Below are 26,565 nucleotides of genomic sequence, written 5' to 3'. Positions count from 1 at the left end.
TGCCCGGCAGGCCAAGGCCCGGCCCCTCGTCTCAGCGCTGACGGGGCCGCTTCTCCTGCTCCCGCCCCGTGACCGTTCTTTTGGGGGTTTCCCGGCAGTCTTCGTTTTTCCGGGGCGGGACGGTCTGTCAAGGGTGGCCGAAGGCCATCGCGAAGCGACGCGAACGAAGTGAGCGCCCTTGACAGGCCGGCACGACACGGAAGGACGATGAGACTGACGGGAAAGCCCCATACCTTCTCTGATCAGGTCCAGCTGGAACCCCGTCAGCCCGTGACGCCGCCCATTGTGCGAGCCCCGCCCCCCCCACCGCCGCTCTCACCCCCCCCCTTGACGTAGTTAGTGATTGCGCACTAACTTCGACTCATGGCAAGGATGAGTGCGGACGAGCGGCGCGAGAGCGTCATTCGCGCGGCGATTCACGAGTTCGCCCGCGGCGGCTACTACGGGACCTCCACCGAGGCGATCGCCAAGCGGGTCGGGGTTTCGCAGCCGTACCTCTTCCGGCTGTTCCCCAACAAGCAGGCCATCTTCCTCGCGGCGGCCGCCCGCTGCTTGGAGCGCACCCGGGAGGTGTTCGCCGAGGCCGCCGACGGGCTCGGGGGGGAGGACGCGGTGCACGCCATGGCCGACGCCTACACCCGGCACATCGCCGACGACCCGCAGGTCCTGCAGATGCAGCTCCAGATGTACGTCACCGTCGCCGCCGCCGAGGCGGCCGGCGACCACGAGCTCGGTGAGCTCGTACGGGCGGGGTGGATGGAACTGTGGAACACCGTGAAGGTGCCGTTCGGCGGGGACGTCGACGAGACCACCACCTTCATGGCCTACGGCATGCTCATCAACACCCTCACCGCCATGGGCTTCCCGCCCGGCCACGCCATCTGGGAGGGGCTGTACCCCTCAGGCCGGCCCAAGGAGCCCCAGGGGGAGTAGCCCCGCCCCACCCCAGGCCCCCATCCCCACCCCGCCCCCCACCGCCGTCTTTTTCTGCCCGCGAAAGTTAGTCAGCAATAACTAACAACCCTCAGGGGGAATCGTGACCCAGCAAGCAGAGACGAAGCTCCGCAGGCCCGCCGTCTGGGCCCTCGTGCTCACCGGGGCCGCCAGCTTCATGGCCGCCCTCGACAACCTCGTCGTCACCACCGCCCTCCCCGCCATCCGGGGCGACCTCGGCGGCAAGCTGGAGGACCTGGAGTGGACGGTGAACGCCTACACGCTCACCTTCGCCGTCCTGCTGATGTTCGGCTCCGCCCTCGGTGACCGCTTCGGCCGGCGCCGGCTCTTCGTCGCCGGGCTCGCGGTCTTCACGGGTGCCTCCGCCGCTGCCGCCCTCTCGCCCGGGATCGGGCAGCTCATCGCCGCCCGCGCCGTCCAGGGCGTCGGCGCGGCGGTCATGATGCCGCTCAGCCTCACCCTGCTCGCCGCCGCCGTCCCGGCCGCGCGCCGGGGCATGGCCCTGGGGATCTACGGAGCCGTCGGCGGGCTGGCCGTCGCCAGCGGTCCCCTCATCGGGGGCACCCTCACCGAGCACATCTCCTGGCAGTGGATCTTCTGGCTCAACGTGCCCGTCGGCCTCGCCCTGATCCCGCTCGCCCGCCTGCGTCTCACCGAGTCCACCGCCCCGAACTCCCGCCTCGACATCCCCGGCACCCTCCTCATCAGCGGTGGTCTCTTCGGGGTCGTCTACGCCCTGGTCAACGCCAACGCCGACGGCTGGACCAGCGCCCCCGTCCTGACCGGCCTGATCGCGGGCAGCGCGCTCATCGGCGGCTTCGTCCACCACGGCTTCCGCAACGCGAACCCCATGCTCCCCATGCGCCTCTTCCGCAACCGGGGCTTCTTCGGGATCAACATCGCCAGCCTGCTGATGTACCTCGGGATGTTCGGGTCGATCTTCCTGCTCAGCCAGTTCCTCCAGGGCGTCGCCGGCTACTCGCCCACCCAGGCCGGCCTGCGCATGCTGCCCTGGACCGGAATGGCGATCATCGTCGCCCCGATAGCGGGGATGCTGTCCGACCGGATCGGCGGCCGGCCCGTGGTCGTCGCCGGGCTGGCGCTTCAGGCACTCGGGCTCGGCTGGTTCGCCGTGATCCTGAGCACGGACGTCTCGTACGCCGCCCAGCTCCCGGCGCTCGTCCTGAGCGGGATCGGCATGTCCCTGTACTTCGCCCCCGCCGGCAACGTGCTCATGTCCACGGTGACCCCCGCCGACCAGGGCAAGGCCTCCGGCGCCAACAACGCCCTCCGCGAGGTCGGCGGGGCCCTCGGGGTGGCGGTCCTGGCCTCGGTCTTCTCCGCGCAGGGCGGCTACGACACCCCGCAGACCTTCACCGACGGCACCGTCCCCGCCCTGTGGATCGGCGCCGCCGCGGTGGCCCTGGCCGCCGCCCTCGCCCTGCTGCTCCCGCGCAGGGCGAAGACCTCACCGGTCACCGCCGCCGGCCCGCTCCCCGCGGCCGCCAAGGTGCCCGTCGGCTGACCCACCCCGTACGGCTGACCCACCCCGGTACGTACGACTCCAGACCCATGCGAAGGAGACCCGTCATGCCCGACATCCCCTGGTCCACGCCCACCCAGGCCGCGCCCGACGCCGAGGTCTACGTCATGGCCTCCCGCTTCGAGACCGCCACCCTCACCGGCGCCGTGAGGTTCTTCCTCAAGGCGCCCGGCATCATCGGCCAGATCCGCAAGGCCCCCGGCGCCCACGGCGTGGCCCTCCGTGCCAGGGTCCTCGGCCGCACCTTCCTCACCCTCTCCGCCTGGGAGGACCGGGACGCGCTCTACCGCTTCGCCCGCAGCGAGCCGCACCGCTCCAGCTCCCGCGCGGCCAGCGCGTACATGAAGGAATCCGCCTTCACCTTCTGGACCGTTCCTGCCTCGGAACTGCCCATCACCTGGGCCGAGGCGGAGCGCCGTCTGGCCGAGCAGAAGCACGGCTACTGAGTGCCCCTCCGGGATGCGAGGGGGACGGCCCGTACTCTTGTCCGCGTGCAGGAACTCCACGATGCCCCCCTCGCCCCGCTGACCACCTTCCGCCTCGGCGGCCCCGCGGCCCGGCTGGTCACCGCGACCACCGACGCCGAGGTCGTCGAAACCGTCCGTGCCGCGGACGCGAGCGGCACCCCGCTGCTGGTCATCGGCGGCGGCAGCAACCTGGTCATCGGCGACCAGGGCTTCGCCGGAACCGCCCTGCGCATCGCCACCACCGGCTTCACGCTCGACGGCACCACCCTCGAGCTCGCGGCCGGCGAGAACTGGAGCGACGCCGTCGCCCGCACCGTCGAGGCCGGGCTCGCCGGCATCGAGTGCCTCGCCGGAATCCCCGGCTCGGCCGGTGCCACCCCGATCCAGAACGTCGGGGCGTACGGCCAGGAGGTCTGCGAGACCATCACCGAGGTCGTCGCCTACGACCGCACCACCGGCGAGACGGTCACCCTCACCGCCGCCGAGTGCGCCTTCCGCTACCGCAACAGCACCTTCAAGGACCAGCCCGACCGCTACGTCGTCCTGCGCGTGCGCTTCGCCCTGGAGGACGCGGGCGGCCTCTCCGCCCCGGTCAAGTACCCCGAGACGGCCCGCGCCCTCGGCGTCGAGGCCGGCGACCGCGTCCCGGCCGCCCGCGCCCGCGAGACCGTACTGCGCCTGCGCGCCGGCAAGGGCATGGTCCTCGACCCCGCCGACCACGACACCTGGTCCGCCGGCTCCTTCTTCCACAACCCGATCCTGACCGACGAGGCCTACGCGGCCTTCCTCGCCCGCGTCCAGGACCGCCTCGGCGCCGACACCGCCCCGCCCGCCTACCCGGCCGGCGAGGGCCGTACGAAGACCAGCGCGGCCTGGCTGATCGACAAGGCCGGCTTCACCAAGGGCTACGGCAGCGGCCCCGCCCGCATCTCCACCAAGCACACCCTCGCCCTCACCAACCGGGGCGAGGCCACGACCGAGGACCTCCTCGCCCTGGCCCGGGAGGTCGTCGCGGGAGTCCACGCGGCGTTCGGCGTCACCCTCGTCAACGAGCCGGTGACGGTCGGCGTCAGCATCTGACATGCACTGCCCCCTGCACGGGGCCGGTACGGACCCCACACGACTGGTGGGACGCGAGATCCAGCGGGTCGTCGCGTCCTGGCACATCTGCGAGGGCGAGCGCTCCGAGGCACCGCTCGACGTCTGGCTGATCGACAGCGCCGGAGACTCCACGCGGATCACCACCGGGTCCGACCAGTGCCTCATCGTCGAGTCCGCCCAGCCCCACGAGCCGTACGACATGGGGGAGTGGGGCCGGGTCGAGGTCGGCGAGGACCTGGGCGACCACCCCTTCCTGCGCCACCTCGGCCAGATCGTCGAGTCCGTCGCCGAGTTCGCGCTGCCCGAGCAGGGCCGCACCCACCTGGAGATCGGCTTCCCGGACGGCCACCGGGTACGGGCCGACTGCTACGAGGGGGACCTGCGGCTCACGCGCTGACGCTCAGGGGGTGGGTCCTACGCGCCGAGCCAGTGGTCGATCCCGGCCAGCAGCTTGGCCCGTACGTCCTCCGGCGCGGCCGAACCGCGCACCGACTGGCGGGCCAGCTCGGCGAGCTCCGCGTCCGTGAAGGCGTGGTGGCGGCGGGCGATCTCGTACTGGGCCGCGAGCCGGGACCCGAAGAGCAGCGGGTCGTCCGCGCCCAGGGCCATCGGCACCCCGGCCTCGAAGAGGGTGCGCAGCGGCACGTCCTCGGGCCGCTCGTACACGCCGAGCGCCACGTTGGAGGCCGGGCAGACCTCGCAGGTGATCTGCCGGTCGGCGAGCCGCTTCAGCAGCCGGGGGTCCTCGGCGGCCCGTACGCCGTGCCCGATGCGGGCGGCGTGCAGGTCGTCGATGCAGTCGCGGACGGAGGAGGGGCCGGTCAGCTCGCCGCCGTGCGGGGCCGCGAGCAGGCCGCCCTCGCGGGCGATGGCGAAGGCCCGGTCGAAGTCGCGGGCCATGCCGCGGCGCTCGTCGTTGGAGAGCCCGAAGCCGACGATGCCGCGGTCGGCGTAGCGGACGGCCAGGCGGGCGAGGGTGCGGGCGTCGAGGGGGTGCTTCATGCGGTTGGCGGCGATGACGACCCGCATGCCGAGGCCGGTCTCGCGGGAGGCGCTGTCGACGGCGTCCAGGATGATCTCGACGGCCGGGATCATCCCGCCGAGGAGGGGCGCGTAGGAGGTGGGGTCGACCTGGATCTCCAGCCAGCCGCTGCCGTCCCGCACGTCCTCCTCGGCCGCCTCGCGGACCAGGCGCCGGATGTCCTCGGGCTCACGCAGGCAGCTGCGGGCGGCGTCGTAGAGCCGCTGGAAGCGGAACCAGCCGCGCTCGTCGGTGGCGCGCAGCTTGGGTGGCTCCCCGGCGGTCAGGGCGTCGGGGAGGCGGACGCCGTACTTGTCGGCGAGCTCCAGCAGGGTCGACGGGCGCATCGAGCCGGTGAAGTGCAGGTGCAGGTGGGCTTTCGGCAGAAGCGTGAGATCGCGTACGTGCTCCATCTGGTGATCCTGCCTTACCGCTGCGCTCGGCGGGAGGGGGTTTTACCTTTCGGGGGCTTGCCCGAACGCGAGAGCGGGGCTGCGCTGCCGCTGCGCGGGGCTTCCCGGGGCGCCGCCCGGACCCGCGCCTCAAGCGCCGGCGGGGCTGGATTTGGCCGGCGTCGGCTCGTACGTGAACGCCGAAGGGGCGGTGGAACGCCTGAGCGGCGGCTCCCCGGGATGGGGGAGCCGCCGCTCAGGGTCTGGCTGCGGAACCGCCGGAGGCCTAGGCCTTGGCTTCCGCCAGGAGCTTCTGGATGCGGGACACGCCCTCGACCAGGTCCTCGTCGCCCAGGGCGTAGGACAGGCGCAGGTAGCCCGGGGTGCCGAAGGCCTCGCCCGGGACGACCGCGACCTCGGCCTCGTCGAGGATCAGCGTGGCGAGCTCGACCGAGGTCTGCGGGCGCTTGCCGCGGATCTCCTTGCCGAGCAGCTCCTTGACCGACGGGTACGCGTAGAACGCGCCCTCGGGGGTCGGGCAGAGGACCCCGTCGATCTCGTTGAGCATCTTCACCATCGTCTGGCGGCGGCGGTCGAAGGCCTTGCGCATCTCGGCGACGGCGTCCAGGTTGCCCGAGACGGCGGCCAGTGCGGCGACCTGGGCCACGTTGGAGACGTTGGAGGTGGCGTGCGACTGGAGGTTGGTCGCGGCCTTGACGACGTCCTGCGGGGCGATGACCCAGCCCACGCGCCAGCCGGTCATGGCGTACGTCTTGGCGACGCCGTTGACGATGATGCACTTGTCGCGCAGGGCCGGCACCAGCACGGGCAGCGAGGTGAACTTCGCGTCGCCGTAGACCAGGTGCTCGTAGATCTCGTCGGTCATGACCCACAGGCCGTGCTCGGCGGCCCACTCGCCGATGGCGCGGGCGTCGTCCTCGCTGTACACCGCGCCGGTCGGGTTGGAGGGGGAGACGAACAGGACGACCTTGGTCCGCTCGGTGCGCGCGGCCTCCAGCTGCTCGACGGAGACCCGGTAGCCGGTGGTCTCGTCGGCGACGACCTCGACCGGGACACCGCCGGCGAGGCGGATCGACTCCGGGTAGGTGGTCCAGTACGGGGCCGGGACGATGACCTCGTCGCCCGGGTCGAGGACCGCCGCGAAGGCCTCGTAGATGGCCTGCTTGCCGCCGTTGGTCACCAGGACCTGGGAGGCCTCGACCTCGTAGCCCGAGTCGCGCAGCGTCTTCGCGGCGATGGCGGACTTGAGCTCGGGGAGGCCGCCGGCCGGCGTGTAGCGGTGGTACTTCGGGTTGCGGCAGGCCTCGACCGCCGCCTCGACGATGTAGTCCGGGGTCGGGAAGTCCGGCTCGCCCGCGGCGAAGCCGATCACCGGGCGCCCGGCGGCCTTGAGCGCCTTGGCCTTGGCGTCGATGGCGAGGGTGGCGGACTCGGAAATGGCGCCGATACGGGCGGACACCCGGCGCTCGGAGGAAGGCGTTGCAGAGGTCATGCGGCCAATCGTCCCAGACGGTCCGGAAGCGCCGCACACCGTTTCAGTTACCGGACGGAGCAGATCCGGATGTCTTCTGTTCGACGTCAGGGCCCGGACCACGTACACTCACCTGTCGTTGGTCCTCAACAGCCGCTCCAGAGCGTGAGCACTCCGTGCACTCGCCCGGATGCGGTAGGTTGAGGGGCGCAAAGGGTCGTAGCTCAATTGGTAGAGCACTGGTCTCCAAAACCAGCGGTTGGGGGTTCGAGTCCCTCCGGCCCTGCTTCACACTCCTTCTCGGATGTGTGCGCAGGTACGTACTTCGATGCAACGCCGTGCGGCGCAACCGGGCGCGGCTACGGCCACGACCCGGATTCAGGTGAGAGACGTGACGGACGCCCTGGGCTCCATCGACATGCCTGACGCCGACAGCGACACTCGCGAGAAGAAGGCCCGCAAGGGCGGCAAGCGCGGAAAGAAGGGCCCTCTCGGCCGTCTCGCGCTGTTCTACCGCCAGATCGTCGCGGAGCTCCGCAAGGTCGTATGGCCCACCCGTAACCAGCTCTCGACGTACACCACCGTGGTGATTGTCTTCGTCGTCATCATGATCGGTCTGGTGACCGTGATTGACTATGGGTTCCAGGAAGCCATCAAGTTCGTCTTCGGCTGATCCCCGCGGAGGGCGGCGCCTTGATGGGTGCCGCCCGTTTTCGCATGTTCCACCACCTTTTGTATCCAGGAAGAAGCAGCCACCGTGTCTGACCCGAACCTGAACGTGAGCGACGAGTCCGTCGAGTCCGTCGAGTCCGTTGAGGACCAGCTCGACATCGTCGAGGCTGCCGACGCCGTGGACCCCGATGAGGCCGAGCTCGCCGACGCCGAAGCCGGCGTCGCGGCCGAGGAAGCCGCGCTGCACGTCGAGGACGAGGTCGACGCCGAGGCCGAGGACGACGCCGAGGTCGAAGAGGCCGCCGACGACGCCGAGGACGAGGGCGACATCGAGGCCGAGACCGAGCTCGAGGACGAGGCTGCCGAGGAGGCCGCCCCGGCCGAGCCCGCCGAGCCCGTCGACCCCATCCAGGCGCTGCGCGACGAACTGCGCCTGCTCCCCGGCGAGTGGTACGTGATCCACACCTACGCGGGCTACGAGAAGCGCGTGAAGGCGAACCTCGAACAGCGCGCCGTCTCGCTGAACGTCGAGGAGTTCATCTACCAGGCCGAGGTGCCCGAGGAAGAGATCGTCCAGATCAAGAACGGCGAGCGCAAGAACGTCCGGCAGAACAAGCTGCCCGGTTACGTTCTCGTCCGCATGGATCTGACGAACGAGTCCTGGGGTGTCGTGCGTAACACGCCCGGCGTCACCGGCTTCGTCGGCAACGCGTACGACCCGTACCCGCTGACCCTCGACGAGATCGTCAAGATGCTCGCCCCCGAGGCGCAGGAGAAGGCCGCCAAGCAGGCTGCCGAAGAGGCCGGCCTGCCCGCGCCCGCCGTCAAGCGCACCATCGAGGTCCTGGACTTCGAGGTCGGCGACTCGGTCACCGTCACCGACGGCCCGTTCGCCACGCTGCAGGCGACGATCAACGAGATCAACCCGGACTCGAAGAAGGTCAAGGGCCTCGTGGAGATCTTCGGCCGCGAGACCCCGGTCGAGCTCAGCTTCGACCAGATCCAGAAGAACTGATCTTCCGGACGACGCTTCCGAACCAGGTCAGACCAGCCCGTAAAGGGCGGTCTGACCTGCTCGGTTTTTAGCCCCGCGCCAATACCCGTTATCGTGGTGCGGTATGCCTCCATCCGGATGACCGGACGGACGGCTGAAAACTCTCACTAGGACCCGGAGAGAGCAATGCCTCCCAAGAAGAAGAAGATCACGGGGCTTATCAAGCTCCAGATCAAGGCCGGTGCGGCCAACCCGGCTCCGCCGGTCGGCCCCGCGCTCGGTCAGCACGGCGTCAACATCATGGAGTTCTGCAAGGCCTACAACGCCGCGACCGAGTCGCAGCGTGGCATGGTCGTGCCGGTGGAGATCACGGTCTACGACGACCGTTCCTTCACCTTCATCACCAAGACCCCGCCGGCCGCGCGCCTCATCCTGAAGAGCGCTGGCATCGAGAAGGGCTCCGGCGAGCCGCACAAGACCAAGGTCGCGAAGCTCACGCGTGACCAGGTCCGCGAGATCGCCACGATCAAGATGCCTGACCTCAACGCGAACGACATCGACGCCGCCGAGAAGATCATCGCCGGCACCGCCCGTTCGATGGGTATCACGATCGAGGGCTGATCCAGCCCCTCGCAGTTCCCTAGTGGTAGGACCAAGCGCTGGTCCGCACCACGACTCCACGCCTGAAGTACTTACACAGGAGCAGAAGTGAAGCGCAGCAAGACTCTCCGCGCTGCGGACGCCAAGATCGACCGGGAGAAGCTCTACGCCCCGCTCGAGGCCGTCCGTCTCGCCAAGGACACCAGCGCCACCAAGTTCGACAGCACCGTCGAGGTCGCCTTCCGCCTGGGTGTCGACCCGCGCAAGGCCGACCAGATGGTCCGCGGCACCGTGAACCTCCCGCACGGCACCGGCAAGACCGCCCGGGTCCTGGTCTTCGCGACCGGTGACCGTGCTGCGGCCGCGGAAGCCGCCGGCGCCGACATCGTCGGCGATGACGAGCTGATCAACGAGATCGCCAAGGGCAACCGCCTCAACGAGTTCGACGCCGTTGTGGCCACCCCGGACCTCATGGGCAAGGTCGGCCGCCTCGGCCGCGTGCTCGGTCCCCGTGGCCTCATGCCGAACCCGAAGACCGGCACCGTCACCATGGACGTCGCCAAGGCTGTCACCGAGATCAAGGGTGGCAAGATCGAGTTCCGCGTCGACAAGCACTCGAACCTGCACTTCATCATCGGCAAGGTCTCCTTCTCCGATGAGCAGCTGGTCGAGAACTACGCGGCGGCCCTGGACGAGATCATCCGTCTGAAGCCGTCCGCCGCCAAGGGCCGCTACATCAAGAAGGCCGCCCTCAGCACCACGATGGGCCCCGGCATCCAGCTGGACTCCAACCGCACCCGGAACCTCCTCGTCGAGGAAGACCCGGCTGCTGTCTGAGCAGTCCGAGCCCCAGGGCTCGACTGAATGACTGAGAACGGGCCCTTCGCCCCCCTTGCGGGGGCGGAGGGCCCGTTCTTCGTTCTCCGGCGGACAGCTGTCCGCCGGATAGTTGCCTGGCGCACATATGTGACGCATATATCAGGCGCGTACGCGTCAACCGACCCTTAAGGTCGGGAGGCAATCCAACGATCACACCAGGGGTGGGGACTCCATGCTCGCGTACCGCAAGAAGACCGCAGGGGCCGCGCTGGCCGCCGTACTGCTCGTGGGTGGGGCCACGACGGCGTGCGAGGACGGGAAGAAGGCCGACGGGGGCAAGGCGGCGGCGGGCGCGCCGTCCGCGCAGGCCTCCGCCTCCCCGTCCGCGTCCGGCAAGGCCGCGGGGGGCGCCGCGGACGCGACCCCGGCCGCGTACCTGCAGAAGGCCAAGAAGCAGTCCGAGGAGATCACCTCCCTGCGGTACACCATGTCCGGGACCTCCGCCGGCCAGCCGGTCTCCGGAGAGGCGTCCATGCGCCTCAAGCCGTCCGTGGCCATGGCGATGAAGATCAGCTCGCAGGGCGCGGACGCCGGGACGGTGGAGATCCGCCTGATCGACGGGGCCATGTTCATGGGCGCCGAGGGCAAGTGGCTCAAGTACGACATCAAGAGCCTGGACCCCCAGTCGGCGAAGAAGCTCGAGGGCGCGGGCGGCGGCGCGAACAACTCCGGGGAGAACCCGGGCGACCGCGCCGACCAGCTGATGGGGGCCAAGGACCTCAAGACCGTCGGCGACGAGACCATCGACGGCGTGAAGACCACGCACGTCACCGGGACCGTCACGATGGAGCAGATGCGGGCCTCCCTCGCCACCGCCACGCCCGAGGCCAAGGTGCGCCAGGAGAAGTCCCTCCAGAAGATGGAGGGCGAGGGCATCAAGAGCATGAACATGGACATGTGGATCGACGAGTCCGGCCACACCAAGCAGTTCCGCACCCGCGCCGAGGCCACCAAGGGCCCGCTGGACATGACCGTCAAGTTCCTGGACTACAACAAGCCGGTCGACATCGCGGCCCCGCCGGCCGACCAGGTCATGGACCTCGCCGAGATGATGAAGGGCTCCGGCTCGGGCTCTGCCCAGGGCTGACCCGACCCGTGCCGGGCAGATCCGCCGAACGGGCGGATTTGCTCTGCAACGGATGGTTCGCGTACGCTTCCCGAGAAGCCAAAGACCGCTGGTCGTTGCCGTGCTCGCAAGGGTGCGGTGGCCGAAGGATCCGCTAACTGCGGACGTCCTGCGCAGGTGACTATGGAGAGTTCCCGGAATTCGTTCCGGTCGAGCTATGCCCTGGCGCCTGCGCCGGGGCGTTTTGTATTTATGCCCCTTCTGAGCGGTCCTCATCACCCGGAAGGAGGCCGACGCACTATGCCGACGCCCAACAAGGCTGCCGCGGTAGCCGAGCTCAAGGACGCGTTCCAGAGCTCGAACGCCGCCGTGCTGACCGAGTACCGGGGTCTCACCGTCGCGCAGCTCAAGACGCTGCGTCGTTCCCTCGGTGAGAACGCCCAGTACGCCGTGGTGAAGAACACGCTGACCAAGATTGCGGCCAACCAGGCCGGGATCACCGCGCTGGACGAGCACTTCGCTGGTCCGACCGCGGTCGCCTTCATCACCGGTGACCCGGTGGAGTCGGCGAAGAGCCTGCGTGACTTCGCCAAGGACAACCCGAACCTCATCATCAAGGCGGGTGTCCTTGATGGTAAGGCGCTCACCGCCGATGAGATCAAGAAGCTTGCGGACCTCGAGTCCCGCGAGGTTCTGCTCAGCAAGCTGGCCGGCGCGTTCAAGGGCAAGCAGTCCCAGGCTGCCTCGCTCTTCCAGGCGCTGCCGTCGAAGTTCGTCCGCACCGCGGAAGCGCTTCGCGTCAAGCTCGCCGAGCAGGGCGGTGCCGAGTAATTCGGCTCGCGCACTGATCCACGCCGCCTAGTGCGTGGGTCGTAGCGGGCCGTTACGCCCGCCTCTATATACATCCGGCACCTGCCGAATTAGTGGAAGGATCGCCCATCATGGCGAAGCTCTCTCAGGACGACCTCCTCGCCCAGTTCGAGGAGATGACCCTCATCGAGCTCTCCGAGTTCGTTAAGGCCTTCGAGGAGAAGTTCGACGTCACCGCCGCCGCGGCCGTCGCCGTTGCCGGCCCCGCCGCCGGTGGCGCTGCCCCCGAGGCCGCCGAGGAGCAGGACGAGTTCGACGTCATCCTCACCGGTGCCGGCGACAAGAAGATCCAGGTCATCAAGGTCGTGCGTGAGCTGACCTCCCTGGGCCTCAAGGAGGCCAAGGACCTCGTGGACGGCGCTCCGAAGCCGCTCCTCGAGAAGGTCGCCAAGGAGGTCGCTGACAAGGCCGCCGAGGCCCTCAAGGCTGCCGGCGCTGGCGTCGAGGTCAAGTAACACCTCTGAGGCCCTCTGAGGCCTCTTCAAAGGGCGATCACCCGTAAGGGTGGTCGCCCTTTGGCGTATCCGCAGTGCCTGACTTGCCCTGGTCTCGTTGGGGAGTAGGGTGATCTTCGTTGCCTCGAAGCAGGGTCCGGAGATGATCCGCTCGGAGCACGGGGCCTTGACGAACGGCCAGCGGCGCGCAATTCTCAGTCCCGTCGTGAGGTCGGCCAGCTCGATCCGAGATCCGAGGCATGGATCGACTACGAAGAGGGCAGTACTGATACGCGCTCTGTGTACGAGAGCCGTGGCGTGTTGGATGAACAACGTAGGGAAGGGCCTGTTGCCGGTTTCCGGAAACCTGGTCTGGACATCAGTGAGCCGAGTGGCTACACTGACCCTTTGCGCTGCCTGTTAGCTGCCCCCTGCCCGTCGCCAGGGGCATGCCCACGCTAGGGCACACCTGACTGACCGCCTCCGACCTGGCCTTTTGGCCGGATCGGGAGCACACGTCTTCTGTGTCTGCTGGGACCGGTACGCGCGTAGTGAGTCCGAGCCCTCGGAAGGACCCCCTCTTGGCCGCCTCGCGCAACGCCTCGACCAATACGAACACCGGTGCCAGCACCGCCCCGCTGCGCATCTCCTTTGCAAAGATCAAGGAGCCCCTCGAGGTTCCGAACCTCCTGGCGCTGCAGACCGAGAGCTTTGACTGGCTGCTCGGCAACGCCGCCTGGAAGTCTCGCGTCGAGTCGGCGCTTGAGAGTGGACAGGACGTCCCCACCAAGTCCGGTCTGGAAGAGATCTTCGAGGAGATCTCGCCGATCGAGGACTTCTCCGGGTCGATGTCGCTGACCTTCCGCGACCACCGTTTCGAGCCGGCGAAGAACTCTGTCGACGAGTGCAAGGAGCGCGACTTCACGTACGCGGCTCCGCTGTTCGTCACGGCCGAGTTCACGAACAACGAGACCGGAGAGATCAAGTCTCAGACGGTCTTCATGGGCGACTTCCCGCTCATGACCAACAAGGGCACCTTCGTCATCAACGGCACCGAGCGTGTCGTCGTGTCGCAGCTTGTCCGCTCCCCTGGTGTCTACTTCGACTCCTCCATCGACAAGACGTCCGACAAGGACATCTTCTCCGCCAAGATCATCCCGTCCCGGGGTGCCTGGCTGGAGATGGAGATCGACAAGCGCGACATGGTCGGTGTCCGCATCGACCGCAAGCGCAAGCAGTCCGTCACCGTCCTCCTGAAGGCTCTCGGCTGGACCACCGAGCAGATCCTCGAGGAGTTCGGCGAGTACGAGTCCATGCGCGCCACCCTGGAGAAGGACCACACCCAGGGCCAGGACGACGCGCTGCTCGACATCTACCGCAAGCTGCGTCCGGGCGAACCGCCGACCCGCGAGGCCGCTCAGACGCTGCTCGAGAACCTCTACTTCAACCCGAAGCGCTACGACCTCGCGAAGGTCGGCCGCTACAAGGTGAACAAGAAGCTCGGCGCGGATGAGCCGCTGGACGCCGGTGTGCTCACCACCGACGACATCATCGCGACGATCAAGTACCTCGTGAAGCTCCACGCGGGCGAGGTCGAGACCATCGGTGAGTCGGGCCGTTCGATCGTCGTCGAGACCGACGACATCGACCACTTCGGCAACCGTCGTCTGCGCAACGTCGGCGAGCTCATCCAGAACCAGGTCCGCACGGGTCTGGCTCGTATGGAGCGCGTCGTCCGCGAGCGCATGACCACTCAGGACGTCGAGGCGATCACGCCGCAGACCCTGATCAACATCCGGCCGGTCGTCGCCTCCATCAAGGAGTTCTTCGGCACCAGCCAGCTGTCGCAGTTCATGGACCAGAACAACCCGCTGTCGGGTCTGACGCACAAGCGTCGTCTCTCGGCTCTGGGTCCCGGTGGTCTGTCCCGTGAGCGGGCCGGCTTCGAGGTCCGTGACGTTCACCCGTCGCACTACGGCCGCATGTGCCCGATCGAGACCCCTGAAGGCCCGAACATCGGTCTGATCGGCTCGCTCGCCTCCTACGGCCGCGTCAACGCGTTCGGCTTCGTCGAGACCCCGTACCGCAAGGTCATCGAGGGTGTCGTCACCGACGAGGTCGACTACCTGACGGCCGACGAGGAAGACCGCTTCGTCATCGCCCAGGCCAACGCCGGCCTGTCCGAGGACATGCGCTTCACCGAGAACCGCGTACTGGTTCGTCGTCGTGGTGGCGAGATCGACTACATCGCCGGCGACGACGTCGACTACATGGACGTCTCCCCGCGCCAGATGGTGTCCGTCGCGACCGCGATGATCCCCTTCCTGGAGCACGACGACGCCAACCGTGCCCTCATGGGCGCGAACATGATGCGCCAGGCCGTTCCGCTCATCAAGGCGGAGGCCCCGCTCGTCGGCACCGGCATGGAGTACCGCTGTGCGGTCGACGCCGGTGACTCGATCCGTGCGGAGAAGGACGGTGTCGTCCAGGAGGTCTCGGCCGACTACATCACCGTCGCCAACGACGACGGCACGTACACCACGTACCGCGTCGCCAAGTTCTCCCGCTCCAACCAGGGCACCTCGGTCAACCAGAAGGTGATCGTCGGCGAGGGCGACCGGATCGTCGAGTCCCAGGTCCTGGCCGACGGCCCGGCGACCGAAGAGGGCGAGATGGCCCTCGGCAAGAACCTGCTCGTCGCGTTCATGCCCTGGGAAGGTCACAACTACGAGGACGCGATCATCCTGTCGCAGCGCCTCGTGCAGGACGACGTCCTGTCCTCGATCCACATCGAGGAGCACGAGGTCGATGCCCGTGACACCAAGCTGGGCCCCGAGGAGATCACCCGGGACATCCCGAACGTCTCCGAGGAGGTCCTCGCGGACCTCGACGAGCGCGGCATCATCCGCATCGGTGCGGACGTAGTCGCCGGCGACATCCTGGTCGGCAAGGTCACGCCCAAGGGTGAGACCGAGCTGACCCCGGAGGAGCGCCTGCTCCGCGCGATCTTCGGTGAGAAGGCCCGCGAGGTGCGTGACACCTCGCTCAAGGTCCCTCACGGTGAGATCGGCAAGGTCATCGGTGTCCGCGTCTTCGACCGCGAGGAGGGCGACGAGCTTCCTCCGGGCGTGAACCAGCTGGTCCGCGTCTACGTCGCCCAGAAGCGCAAGATCACCGACGGTGACAAGCTCGCCGGCCGCCACGGCAACAAGGGTGTCATCTCCAAGATCCTTCCGATCGAGGACATGCCCTTCCTTGAGGACGGCACGCCGGTCGACATCATCCTGAACCCGCTGGGTGTCCCGTCCCGAATGAACCCGGGACAGGTCCTGGAGATCCACCTCGGCTGGCTCGCCAGCCGCGGCTGGGACGTCTCCGGTCTGGCGGACGAGTGGGCGCAGCGCCTCCAGGCGATCGGCGCCGACCAGGTCGCTCCCGGCACCAACGTCGCCACCCCGGTGTTCGACGGTGCCCGTGAGGACGAGCTCGCCGGCCTCTTCGAGCACACGCTCCCCAACCGCGACGGTGACCGTCTGGTCCTGCCGTCTGGTAAGGCGCGCCTGTTCGACGGCCGCTCCGGTGAGCCGTTCCCGGACCCGATCTCGATCGGGTACATGTACATCCTCAAGCTCCACCACCTGGTCGACGACAAGCTCCACGCTCGGTCGACCGGTCCGTACTCGATGATCACGCAGCAGCCGCTGGGTGGTAAGGCGCAGTTCGGTGGCCAGCGCTTCGGTGAGATGGAGGTGTGGGCGCTCGAGGCTTATGGCGCCGCTTACGCCCTCCAGGAGCTGCTGACCATCAAGTCCGATGACGTCACCGGCCGCGTGAAGGTCTACGAGGCCATCGTCAAGGGCGAGAACATCCCCGAGCCGGGCATTCCCGAGTCCTTCAAGGTGCTCATCAAGGAAATGCAGTCGCTCTGCCTCAACGTGGAGGTGCTGTCCTCGGACGGCATGTCCATCGAGATGCGCGACACCGACGAGGACGTCTTCCGCGCGGCGGAGGAGCTCGGTATCGACCTGTCCCGGCGCGAGCCGAGCAGCGTCGAAGAGGTCTGACGGGCCTGACGGGGGGCTCGCTCAAGAGCCCCCCGTCATCCCCGGGACCGTTCAGACCATGATTGAGACTCGACCCCGAAAGAGGGATTGACGCACAGTGCTCGACGTCAACTTCTTCGACGAGCTGCGGATCGGCCTTGCCACCGCGGACGACATCCGAACCTGGTCGCACGGCGAGGTCAAGAAGCCGGAGACCATCAACTACCGCACCCTCAAGCCCGAGAAGGACGGACTCTTCTGCGAGAAGATCTTCGGTCCGACCCGGGACTGGGAGTGCTACTGCGGTAAGTACAAGCGTGTCCGCTTCAAGGGCATCATCTGTGAGCGCTGTGGCGTCGAAGTCACGCGCGCCAAGGTGCGTCGTGAGCGGATGGGCCACATCGAGCTTGCCGCTCCCGTCACCCACATCTGGTACTTCAAGGGCGTTCCGTCGCGTCTTGGCTACCTGCTGGACCTCGCGCCGAAGGACCTCGAGAAGGTCATCTACTTCGCCGCGTACATGATCACGTTCGTCGACGACGAGCGCCGTCAGCGCGACCTGCCGTCGCTGGAGGCCCACGTCTCCGTCGAGCGCCAGCAGATCGAGAACCGCCGTGACGCGGACCTCGAAGGCCGTGCCAAGAAGCTCGAGACCGACCTGGGCGAGCTCGAGGCCGAGGGCGCGAAGGCCGACGTACGCCGCAAGGTGCGCGAAGGTGCCGAGCGCGAGATGAAGCAGCTCCGTGACCGCGCCCAGCGCGAGATCGACCGCCTCGACGAGGTGTGGGCCCGCTTCAAGAACCTCAAGGTCCAGGACCTCGAGGGCGACGAGCTGCTCTACCGCGAGCTGCGCGACCGCTTCGGTACGTACTTCGACGGCTGCATGGGCGCCGCCGCGCTGCAGAAGCGCCTGGAGTCCTTCGACCTCGACGAGGAGGCCGAGCGCCTCCGCGAGATCATCCGTACCGGCAAGGGCCAGAAGAAGACCCGTGCGCTCAAGCGCCTCAAGGTCGTCTCCGCGTTCCTGCAGACCAGCAACAAGCCCAAGGGCATGGTTCTGGACTGCGTGCCGGTCATCCCGCCGGACCTGCGTCCGATGGTGCAGCTGGACGGTGGCCGCTTCGCGACCTCCGACCTGAACGACCTGTACCGCCGCGTGATCAACCGCAACAACCGCCTGAAGCGCCTTCTCGACCTCGGTGCCCCCGAGATCATCGTGAACAACGAGAAGCGCATGCTCCAGGAGGCCGTGGACGCCCTCTTCGACAACGGTCGTCGTGGTCGCCCGGTCACCGGTCCCGGCAACCGTCCCCTGAAGTCCCTCAGCGACATGCTGAAGGGCAAGCAGGGTCGATTCCGTCAGAACCTCCTCGGCAAGCGCGTGGACTACTCCGCGCGTTCCGTGATCGTCGTCGGTCCGCAGCTGAAGCTGCACCAGTGTGGTCTGCCCAAGGCCATGGCGCTGGAGCTCTTCAAGCCGTTCGTGATGAAGCGCCTGGTCGACCTGAACCACGCGCAGAACATCAAGTCGGCGAAGCGCATGGTCGAGCGCGGCCGCACGGTCGTGTACGACGTGCTCGAAGAGGTCATCGCCGAGCACCCGGTGCTGCTGAACCGTGCGCCCACGCTGCACCGCCTCGGCATCCAGGCCTTCGAGCCCCAGCTGGTCGAAGGCAAGGCCATCCAGATCCACCCGCTCGTCTGCACCGCGTTCAACGCGGACTTCGACGGTGACCAGATGGCCGTGCACCTGCCGCTCTCCGCGGAGGCGCAGGCCGAGGCCCGCATCCTGATGCTGTCCTCGAACAACATCCTCAAGCCGGCCGACGGCCGTCCGGTCACGATGCCGACCCAGGACATGGTCCTCGGTCTGTTCTTCCTGACCACCGACGGTGAGCTCCGTGACGTCAAGGGCGAGGGCCGCGCGTTCGGCTCCACGGCCGAGGCGACCATGGCGTTCGACAACGGCGAGCTCGCGCTCCAGTCGTCCGTCGACATCCGCTTCCCGGTGGGCACCATCCCGCCGCGTGGCTGGGTGCCGCCGGTCGCCGAGGAGGGCGAGCAGGAGTTCCAGCCGGGCGACAGCTTCCGTCTGCGCACCACCCTGGGCCGCGCGCTCTTCAACGAGCTGCTGCCCGAGGACTACCCGTTCGTCGACTACTCGGTGGGCAAGAAGCAGCTCTCCGAGATCGTCAACGACCTGGCGGAGCGCTACCCCAAGGTCATCGTGGCGGCGACGCTCGACAACCTGAAGGCGGCCGGCTTCCACTGGGCGACCCGTTCGGGCGTCACCGTGGCCATCTCCGACGTCGTCGTGCCCGAGGCCAAGAAGGCCATCGTCAAGGGCTACGAGGAGCAGGACGAGAAGGTCCAGAAGCAGTACGAGCGCGGTCTGATCACCAAGGACGAGCGCACGCAGGAGCTCATCGCGATCTGGACCAAGGCGACCAACGAGGTTGCCGAGGCGATGAACGCGAACTTCCCCAAGACGAACCCCATCTTCATGATGGTTGACTCGGGTGCCCGAGGAAACATGATGCAGATGCGACAGATCGCCGGTATGCGTGGTCTGGTGTCGAACGCGAAGAACGAGACCATCCCGCGTCCGATCAAGGCGTCCTTCCGTGAGGGCCTCACCGTTCTGGAGTACTTCATCTCCACGCACGGTGCCCGTAAGGGTCTGGCGGACACCGCCCTGCGTACCGCCGACTCGGGTTACCTCACCCGTCGTCTGGTGGACGTCTCGCAGGACGTCATCATCCGCGAGGAGGACTGCGGCACCGAGCGCGGCCTCAAGCTCAAGATCGGTGTCAAGGACGAGACCGGTGTCCTCCGCAAGGCGGACGACGTCGAGACCTCCGTGTACGCCCGCATGCTGGCCGAGGACGTCGTCATCGACGGCAAGGTCATCGCGCCGGCGAACGTGGACCTCGGCGACGTGCTCATCGACGCCCTCATCGCGAACGGCGTCGAGGAGGTCAAGACCCGCTCGGTCCTGACCTGTGAGTCCGCGGTCGGCACCTGTGCCTTCTGCTACGGCCGCTCGCTGGCCACCGGCAAGCTCGTCGACATCGGCGAGGCGGTCGGCATCATCGCCGCCCAGTCCATCGGTGAGCCCGGTACCCAGCTGACGATGCGTACCTTCCACACCGGTGGTGTGGCCGGTGACGACATCACGCAGGGTCTGCCGCGTGTCGTCGAGCTCTTCGAGGCCCGTACCCCGAAGGGTGTCGCCCCGATCTCCGAGGCCGCCGGCCGCGTGCGGATCGAGGAGACCGAGAAGACGAAGAAGATCGTCATCACGCCCGACGACGGCAGCGAGGAGACGGCCTTCCCGATCTCCAAGCGCGCCAAGGTCATCGTGCACGAGGGCGACCACGTCGAGGTGGGCCAGAAGCTCACCATGGGTGCCACCAACCCGCACGACGTGCTGCGCATCCTCGGCCAGCGTGCCGTCCAGGTCCACCTGGTCGGCGAAGTCCAGAAGGTCTACAACTCGCAGGGCGTGTCGATCCACGACAAGCACATCGAGATCATCATCCGGCAGATGCTGCGCCGCGTGACGATCATCGAGTCCGGCGACGCGGAGCTCCTGCCGGGCGAGCTCGTCGAGCGCTCGAAGTTCGAGACCGAGAACCGTCGTGTGGTCACCGAGGGCGGTCACCCCGCCTCCGGCCGTCCGCAGCTGATGGGTATCACCAAGGCCTCGCTGGCGACGGAATCCTGGCTGTCGGCCGCCTCCTTCCAGGAGACGACCCGAGTCCTGACGGATGCGGCGATCAACGCCAAGTCCGACAGCCTCATCGGCCTCAAGGAGAACGTCATCATCGGTAAGCTCATCCCGGCCGGTACGGGTCTGTCCCGCTACCGCAACATCCGGGTCGAGCCCACCGAAGAGGCCAAGGCCGCGATGTACTCGGCCGTCGGCTACGACGACATCGACTACTCGCCCTTCGGCACCGGCTCCGGCCAGGCTGTCCCGCTGGAGGACTACGACTACGGCCCGTACAACGGCTAAGAGCTCGTAAGACGAAGCCCCCCACCGCTCCGAGAGGAGCGGTGGGGGGCTTCGTCGTGTCCGGGGGTGCCCCGGGGCGGGGACGCCCCCTGTCAGCCGTTGCGGCGGCGGCGGAGGGCGGTCGCCGTGGTGACCGAGGCCAGGGTGAGGAGGGCCAGGGCGGCGGCTGCGAGGCCTGGGGGGAGGCCCTTGGGGGTGAAGGTGCAGGAGAGCTTCTCGGTGCCCGGGGTGAGGGGGAGCGCGAGGAGGCCGTGGAAGTCGCGGACCGGGGCCGAGCACTGCCAGCCCGGGATGTCGGTCACGGCGAGGACGGCGGTGCCCGTGGCGCCCTCGGGGAGGGTGGCTTCGATGGTGTGGCCGCCCGTCCGCACGGTGGTGGCGCCGGTGGTGGTGAGGTGGCGGACCGCGGTGTCGAGCCGGGAGCGGTCCAGGCAGCCGATGGGGCGGGGGCCGGCCGTGGCGTTCTCGGTGCGGGTCTCCACGGTGACGTCGAGGCGGCCCGAGGCGGGGACGGGGCCGAGGGGGATGACGCCGGTCATGCGGTCCCAGAGGGCGTGGTCCGCGCCGCCCGCGCGCAGGGTCCCGAACAGCTCGGGGGAGTACCAGTACGCCTCGGAGCCGGGCGTGCACTGGGCGGCGTACGTCTGCTCGGTGGGGGTGCCGGCGCGGGTGACCTGCGGGACCTCGTAGACCGTGGCGCCGAGGACCGTCTCCTGGCGGGCGTAGACGGACGGGGGGTTGGGGGAGGTGTACGGGGCGGAGCGGACCGTCACCAGGGGAGGGGCGGGGAACTTCGCCGCCGTCCAGGTGCCCGGGGCCGTGCCCGGGCGGACCCGGGCGCCGATCGAGAAGATGGCGTCGAGGACCGGGTTGTCGGCGCCGAAGAAGGTCCGGCCGTCGTTCTTGAAGCCGTAGCCGAGGGGTTCGAGGGCCTTGTAGGTGGCCTCGGGGAGGTAGCTGCTGTAGTACTGCGGGCCCTCCGCCCGGAGGGCGAGGGCGTCGTTGTACGAGGTCTGCGGCGCGCCCGAGTCCGTCCGGTAGGCGGGCCATCCGTCCACATCCCGGACCGCGTCGAAGTGGTTCGTGATGGAACGGCTGGAGGTCGCCTCCGGCTTCGCCCAGCGTTCGCGGGCCCGGCGGGCGTCCGCGCTGGCCGCGGCGACCGCCGACTCGGCGAAGACCACGCCGATCATGAGGACGGCCGCGACGGGGACCAGGTACCGGCGCTTCTCGCCCAGGGCGAGCAGGGTCAGGGCCAGCAGGGAGACGGCGCCGCCGCCCAGGACGGCCGGCCAGGTCCAGCCGCCGAAGTCGTCGGTGTGGCGCAGCACGAAGGTGGCCAGGACCAGCAGGCCGGTGACGAGGGCCAGGTGCAGGGGGCGGGGACGGTTGGCCAGCGCCAGCCAGGCCACGATCACCACCATCCCGCTGAAGACGAAGGCCTCGCGGTACGGGTTGCCGTTCGGCACCGCCAGGCCGTGCCACACGTACTGGGTGGGCGGGAACTGGAAGGAGGCCACCACGAGGAGGGTGGCCACCGCCCAGACCAGGCGGGTCTTCTTCGCGATGGAGGTGTTGAGGAGGAAGCTCCCCGCCAGGATCAGGCCGAGCGAGGCCACGTACAGGCGCGGGCGGCCGCCCCACAGGTGGGTGGCCGGGAGCATCCCGGCGAGGAAGACCTCGATCCGTACGGGGTCGAAGGCGCCGGCCTTGGTGGGCTGCGCGGCCCCGCTGGAGAGGAAGGAGGGCAGCAGGAGGGGGAGGGTCAGGAGGATGCCCGTGGCCGCCGCCGTTGCCGCGCGCCCCAGGGCCCGCAGCCGCTGCGCGCCCGTCATGTCGAGGGTGACCAGCCGGATCGCCAGCAGGACGCAGGCGGCCATCGTGGCCATCATCGCCGTGTAGAAGTTCCCGAACCAGGCCAGGGAGACCAGCAGGGCCACCCCCGGCCAGCGGCGCCCCTCCAGGCACCACTCGACGGCGATGCCGAGCAGCGGGAGGGCGACCAGGCCCCACAGCCACATGGGGATGTAGGAGGCGTCGCTCAGCGCCCAGCCGCACAGGCCGTACGTGGCTCCGAGCACGCCCCGCTGCCACCACGGCCCGGGGTGCAGCTTGCCGAGGTAGACGGCCATCAGGGCGGCGGCGGTGCCCATGGTGACCGGGGTGATCGCGAAGACGGCGAGGTCCACGTGCTCGCGCGGGACCAGTACGGCCAGCCAGGAGAAGGGATTGCCGAGGTAGGTGTAGTAGTCGGACAGGAACTGCTGTCCGAAGCCGCCCCGCCAGCTGAAGAGCAGGTCGCCGGCGGCCTGGCCGTGCACCAGGTCCCACAGGGCGCGGTGGAAGGGCACGTACTGGTTGGCCTGGTCGTTGAGGGCCCGGCCGGTGTTGCCGAAGGGGAAGGTGCCGCGCGCCGCCCAGGCCGCGCAGCAGGCGCCCGCGGTGATGACGAAGGCCAGCAGGGGCCCGTACAGGCGCCGGAGCCCGGCGCGCCGCCGTGACCAGGGGGTCCGGCCGCCGTCAGGGGGCGGGGCGTCCGCCGTCGCCGGCTCCGAGGTGACCGTCCCCAATGTCCTGCTCCTGGCACTCGTACGTTCTTTGGACTGACTCGCTGGGATTCGCTGGCAGTGTAGTTCGCCCGCCCTACCACGGAGGTGTCCGCTGCGCGCGGCCGACCCGGCTGCGGGGCCCGTTGCCCGTGGGGCGCCTGAGCTGTGCGGTCGTCCGGGCCGTGGGGGCGCGGCTTATGTTTTGACCGGAGTGGATGCGGTGGGTACGCTCAGACCTTGTGCCTGGGGTGTGCCTGGGCTCCCGTGCGTGTCCATCAACCGCATGCGAGCCCGTATCGGCCACTGCGATCCATGCGTTTCCGTGCTTGCGCGGGAGTCCGCCGGATCCGACACACCCGACCGCGTGGGTCGGCAAAGTTCCAGGTTAGCTTCACTACACGGCACACAGAAACCGGAGAAGTAGTGCCTACGATCCAGCAGCTGGTCCGGAAGGGCCGGCAGGACAAGGTCGAGAAGACAAAGACCCCCGCGCTTGAGGCTTCGCCCCAGCGTCGTGGCGTCTGCACGCGAGTGTTCACGACCACCCCGAAGAAGCCGAACTCGGCGCTGCGTAAGGTCGCGCGTGTGCGTCTGACCTCTGGCATCGAGGTCACCGCTTACATTCCGGGTGAGGGACACAACCTGCAGGAGCACTCGATCGTGCTCGTGCGTGGTGGCCGTGTGAAGGACCTGCCGGGTGTTCGTTACAAGATCATCCGCGGTGCGCTTGACACCCAGGCTGTCAAGAACCGCAAGCAGGCCCGCAGTCGCTACGGCGCCAAGAAGGAGAAGTAAGAATGCCTCGTAAGGGCCCCGCCCCGAAGCGCCCGGTCATCATCGACCCGGTCTACGCATCTCCTCTGGTGACCTCGCTCATCAACAAGATCCTCCTGAACGGCAAGCGCTCCACCGCCGAGCGCATCGTTTACGGCGCCATGGAAGGCCTCCGCGAGAAGACCGGCAACGACCCGGTCATCACGCTGAAGCGCGCGCTGGAGAACGTCAAGCCGTCCCTCGAGGTCAAGTCCCGCCGTGTCGGTGGCGCGACCTACCAGGTTCCCGTCGAGGTCAAGCCGGGTCGCCAGTCGACCCTGGCCCTCCGCTGGCTCGTGGGTTACTCCCGCGCCCGCCGCGAGAAGACCATGACCGAGCGCCTGATGAACGAGCTGCTCGACGCCTCGAACGGTCTTGGCGCTGCCGTCAAGAAGCGTGAGGACACGCACAAGATGGCCGAGTCCAACAAGGCCTTCGCGCACTACCGCTGGTAGTCCCAACCCACATCGAGACCGAGAGAAGACTGAGCCGATATGGCTACCACTTCGCTTGACCTGGCCAAGGTGCGCAACATCGGCATCATGGCCCACATCGACGCGGGCAAGACGACCACCACCGAGCGCATCCTGTTCTACACCGGTGTGTCGTACAAGATCGGTGAGGTCCACGACGGCGCTGCCACGATGGACTGGATGGAGCAGGAGCAGGAGCGTGGTATCACCATCACGTCTGCCGCTACGACCTGCCACTGGCCGCTCGAAGATGTCGACCACACCATCAACATCATCGACACCCCGGGCCACGTCGACTTCACCGTCGAGGTGGAGCGTTCGCTCCGCGTGCTCGACGGCGCCGTCACCGTCTTCGACGGTGTGGCCGGCGTGGAGCCGCAGTCCGAGACTGTCTGGCGTCAGGCGGACCGCTACGGCGTGCCGCGCATCTGCTTCGTCAACAAGCTCGACCGCACCGGCGCCGAGTTCCACCGCTGCGTCGAGATGATCAAGGACCGCCTCGGTGCGGTTCCGATCGTCATGCAGCTCCCCATCGGTGCCGAGGCCGACTTCCAGGGTGTCGTCGACCTCGTCACGATGAAGGCGTTCGTCTGGTCCGCCGAGGCGACCAAGGGCGAGATGTACGACATCGTCGACATCCCGGCCACGCACACCGAGGCTGCTGAAGAGTGGCGCGGCAAGCTGGTCGAGACCGTCGCCGAGAACGACGACGAGATCATGGAGCTGTACCTCGGTGGCGAAGAGCCGTCCGTGGAGCAGCTGCACGCCGCCGTCCGTCGCATCATCCTCGGCTCCGGCAAGGGCAAGGGCGAGCCCACGATCACCGCGGTGTTCTGTGGCACGGCGTTCAAGAACAAGGGCGTCCAGCCCCTGCTCGACGCCGTCGTCCGCTACCTGCCCTCGCCCCTGGACATCGAGGCCATCGAAGGCCACGACGTCCGGGACCCCGAGGTCGTCGTGAAGCGCAAGCCTTCCGACGAGGAGCCCCTCGCGGCGCTGGCGTTCAAGATCATGAGCGACCCGCACCTCGGCAAGCTCACCTTCGTCCGGGTTTACTCGGGCCGCCTGGAGGCCGGCACTGCGGTGCTGAACTCCGTCAAGGGCAAGAAGGAGCGCATCGGCAAGATCTACCGCATGCACGCGAACAAGCGTGAGGAGATCGACTCGGTGGGCGCCGGCGACATCGTCGCCGTCATGGGCCTGAAGCAGACCACCACTGGTGAGACGCTGTGTGACGACAAGAACCAGGTGATCCTGGAGTCCATGGACTTCCCGGCCCCGGTCATCCAGGTCGCCATCGAGCCCAAGTCCAAGGGTGACCAGGAGAAGCTGGGTGTCGCCATCCAGCGTCTCGCGGAGGAGGACCCCTCCTTCCACGTTCACTCGGACGAGGAGACGGGCCAGACCATCCTCGGCGGTATGGGCGAGCTGCACCTCGAGGTGCTGGTCGACCGTATGAAGCGCGAGTTCAAGGTCGAGGCCAACGTCGGCAAGCCGCAGGTCGCTTACCGCGAGACGATCCGCGGGACCGTGGAGCGTCACGACTACACCCACAAGAAGCAGACCGGTGGTACCGGTCAGTTCGCCAAGGTGCAGATCGCGATCGAGCCGATCACGGACGCCGATGGTCCGGCGTACGAGTTCGTGAACAAGGTCACCGGTGGCCGCGTGCCGAAGGAGTACATCCCTTCGGTCGACGCCGGTGCGCAGGAGGCCATGCAGTTCGGCATCCTGGCCGGCTACGAGATGACGGGCGTCCGCGTCACGCTTCTCGACGGTGGCTACCACGAGGTCGACTCCTCCGAGCTCGCGTTCAAGATCGCCGGTTCGCAGGCCTTCAAGGAGGCCGCGCGCAAGGCGTCCCCCGTGCTCATGGAGCCGATGATGGCCGTAGAGGTCACCACGCCCGAGGACTACATGGGTGACGTGATCGGCGACATCAACTCCCGCCGTGGCCAGATCCAGGCCATGGAGGAGCGTCACGGCGCTCGCGTCGTGAAGGGCCTCGTGCCGCTTTCGGAGATGTTCGGCTACGTCGGAGACCTCCGCAGCAAGACCTCGGGTCGCGCCAGCTACTCGATGCAGTTCGACTCCTACGCCGAGGTTCCCCGGAACGTCGCTGAGGAGATCATCGCGAAGGCCAAGGGCGAGTAACTCTTCCGAGTACACGCTTTAGGCTTGTCA

The 26,565-nt window shown here is 68.2% G+C and carries 20 protein-coding genes and 1 tRNA gene; 18 read left to right on the top strand and 3 right to left on the bottom strand.

All coding sequences use genetic code 11. The annotated features are described in order from the left end of the window. Window positions 1–363: 363 nt before the first annotated feature. From OOK34_RS08480 to OOK34_RS08460, 5 genes are all read left to right on the top strand, one after another. A complete protein-coding gene (locus OOK34_RS08480) occupies window positions 364–933 on the top strand; it encodes a TetR/AcrR family transcriptional regulator (protein ID WP_267033246.1) in 570 nt (189 codons plus the stop codon). Window positions 934–1,036: 103 nt separating this feature from the next. Continuing rightward, window positions 1,037–2,479 carry a DHA2 family efflux MFS transporter permease subunit gene (locus OOK34_RS08475; protein WP_267033245.1) on the top strand — a complete coding sequence of 481 codons (1,443 nt, stop codon included), beginning with the start codon at window positions 1,037–1,039 and terminating at the stop codon, window positions 2,477–2,479. A 65-nt stretch (window positions 2,480–2,544) separates the two neighbouring features. Then, window positions 2,545–2,943, top strand: a complete 399-nt coding sequence (locus OOK34_RS08470; protein WP_267033244.1) for a DUF3291 domain-containing protein — start codon at window positions 2,545–2,547, stop codon at window positions 2,941–2,943. Continuing rightward, complete coding sequence (locus OOK34_RS08465) at window positions 2,944–4,044, top strand: UDP-N-acetylmuramate dehydrogenase (RefSeq protein ID WP_267033243.1); 1,101 nt, start codon at window positions 2,944–2,946, stop codon at window positions 4,042–4,044. A gap of 1 nt (window position 4,045) precedes the next feature. Next, a complete protein-coding gene (locus tag OOK34_RS08460; RefSeq protein WP_267033242.1) occupies window positions 4,046–4,462 on the top strand; it encodes a hypothetical protein in 417 nt (138 codons plus the stop codon). 17 nt (window positions 4,463–4,479) lie between these two features. Here the strand turns inward: OOK34_RS08460 and OOK34_RS08455 are convergent, their stop codons facing one another. Together OOK34_RS08455 and OOK34_RS08450 are read right to left on the bottom strand one after the other, a co-directional pair. Next, on the bottom strand, window positions 4,480–5,499 hold the full coding sequence (locus tag OOK34_RS08455; RefSeq protein WP_267033241.1) for an adenosine deaminase: 1,020 nt from the start codon (window positions 5,497–5,499) through the stop codon (window positions 4,480–4,482). 265 nt (window positions 5,500–5,764) lie between these two features. Then, window positions 5,765–6,991 carry a pyridoxal phosphate-dependent aminotransferase gene (locus tag OOK34_RS08450; RefSeq protein ID WP_267033240.1) on the bottom strand — a complete coding sequence of 409 codons (1,227 nt, stop codon included), beginning with the start codon at window positions 6,989–6,991 and terminating at the stop codon, window positions 5,765–5,767. Between the two features lie 192 nt (window positions 6,992–7,183). On the opposite strand from OOK34_RS08450, the gene OOK34_RS08445 reads away from it, so the two are divergent. The 10 genes from OOK34_RS08445 to OOK34_RS08400 all read left to right on the top strand — a co-directional run bounded on the left by OOK34_RS08445 (window position 7,184) and on the right by OOK34_RS08400 (window position 20,546). Next, window positions 7,184–7,256 (top strand) — tRNA-Trp (locus OOK34_RS08445). Between the two features lie 105 nt (window positions 7,257–7,361). Further along, complete coding sequence (gene secE / locus OOK34_RS08440; RefSeq protein WP_042801552.1) at window positions 7,362–7,643, top strand: preprotein translocase subunit SecE; 282 nt, start codon at window positions 7,362–7,364, stop codon at window positions 7,641–7,643. A gap of 84 nt (window positions 7,644–7,727) precedes the next feature. Further along, entirely contained in the window at window positions 7,728–8,657 is a 930-nt protein-coding gene (nusG, locus tag OOK34_RS08435) for a transcription termination/antitermination protein NusG (protein WP_267033239.1), read from the top strand. A gap of 165 nt (window positions 8,658–8,822) precedes the next feature. Then, window positions 8,823–9,257, top strand: a complete 435-nt coding sequence (rplK, locus tag OOK34_RS08430; protein WP_267033238.1) for a 50S ribosomal protein L11 — start codon at window positions 8,823–8,825, stop codon at window positions 9,255–9,257. An 87-nt stretch (window positions 9,258–9,344) separates the two neighbouring features. Continuing rightward, window positions 9,345–10,073: a 50S ribosomal protein L1 gene (gene rplA, locus OOK34_RS08425; RefSeq protein ID WP_267033237.1), complete on the top strand. Its 729-nt coding sequence runs from the start codon at window positions 9,345–9,347 to the stop codon at window positions 10,071–10,073. Window positions 10,074–10,287: 214 nt separating this feature from the next. Next, entirely contained in the window at window positions 10,288–11,202 is a 915-nt protein-coding gene (locus tag OOK34_RS08420) for an LppX_LprAFG lipoprotein (RefSeq protein WP_267033236.1), read from the top strand. Between the two features lie 279 nt (window positions 11,203–11,481). Then, window positions 11,482–12,012, top strand: a complete 531-nt coding sequence (rplJ, locus tag OOK34_RS08415; protein WP_008739730.1) for a 50S ribosomal protein L10 — start codon at window positions 11,482–11,484, stop codon at window positions 12,010–12,012. A gap of 110 nt (window positions 12,013–12,122) precedes the next feature. Beyond that, the gene (gene rplL / locus OOK34_RS08410) at window positions 12,123–12,506 is read left to right on the top strand and encodes a 50S ribosomal protein L7/L12 (RefSeq protein WP_267033235.1); all 384 of its coding nucleotides are present in this window, start codon (window positions 12,123–12,125) and stop codon (window positions 12,504–12,506) included. A 560-nt stretch (window positions 12,507–13,066) separates the two neighbouring features. Continuing rightward, entirely contained in the window at window positions 13,067–16,549 is a 3,483-nt protein-coding gene (gene rpoB, locus OOK34_RS08405; RefSeq protein WP_267033234.1) for a DNA-directed RNA polymerase subunit beta, read from the top strand. Between the two features lie 97 nt (window positions 16,550–16,646). Continuing rightward, window positions 16,647–20,546: a DNA-directed RNA polymerase subunit beta' gene (locus OOK34_RS08400; protein WP_267033233.1), complete on the top strand. Its 3,900-nt coding sequence runs from the start codon at window positions 16,647–16,649 to the stop codon at window positions 20,544–20,546. Window positions 20,547–20,638: 92 nt separating this feature from the next. On the opposite strand, the gene OOK34_RS08395 is transcribed toward OOK34_RS08400, so the two are convergent. Beyond that, entirely contained in the window at window positions 20,639–23,116 is a 2,478-nt protein-coding gene (locus OOK34_RS08395) for a YfhO family protein (RefSeq protein WP_267033232.1), read from the bottom strand. 402 nt (window positions 23,117–23,518) lie between these two features. On the opposite strand from OOK34_RS08395, the gene rpsL reads away from it, so the two are divergent. From rpsL to fusA, 3 genes are read left to right on the top strand one after another with little or no spacing between them, the layout of a single operon-like run. Then, entirely contained in the window at window positions 23,519–23,890 is a 372-nt protein-coding gene (gene rpsL / locus OOK34_RS08390) for a 30S ribosomal protein S12 (RefSeq protein WP_007265893.1), read from the top strand. Between the two features lie 2 nt (window positions 23,891–23,892). Further along, window positions 23,893–24,363, top strand: coding sequence for a 30S ribosomal protein S7 (gene rpsG / locus OOK34_RS08385; protein WP_007265894.1), 471 nt, complete (start codon window positions 23,893–23,895; stop codon window positions 24,361–24,363). 39 nt (window positions 24,364–24,402) lie between these two features. Then, on the top strand, window positions 24,403–26,535 hold the full coding sequence (gene fusA, locus OOK34_RS08380) for an elongation factor G (protein WP_267033231.1): 2,133 nt from the start codon (window positions 24,403–24,405) through the stop codon (window positions 26,533–26,535). Window positions 26,536–26,565: the final 30 nt, after the last annotated feature.

The sequence above is a fragment of the Streptomyces sp. NBC_00091 genome, assembly GCF_026343185.1.
Lineage (GTDB): Bacteria > Actinomycetota > Actinomycetes > Streptomycetales > Streptomycetaceae > Streptomyces.
This window is presented reverse-complemented; position numbering and strand designations above follow the sequence as displayed.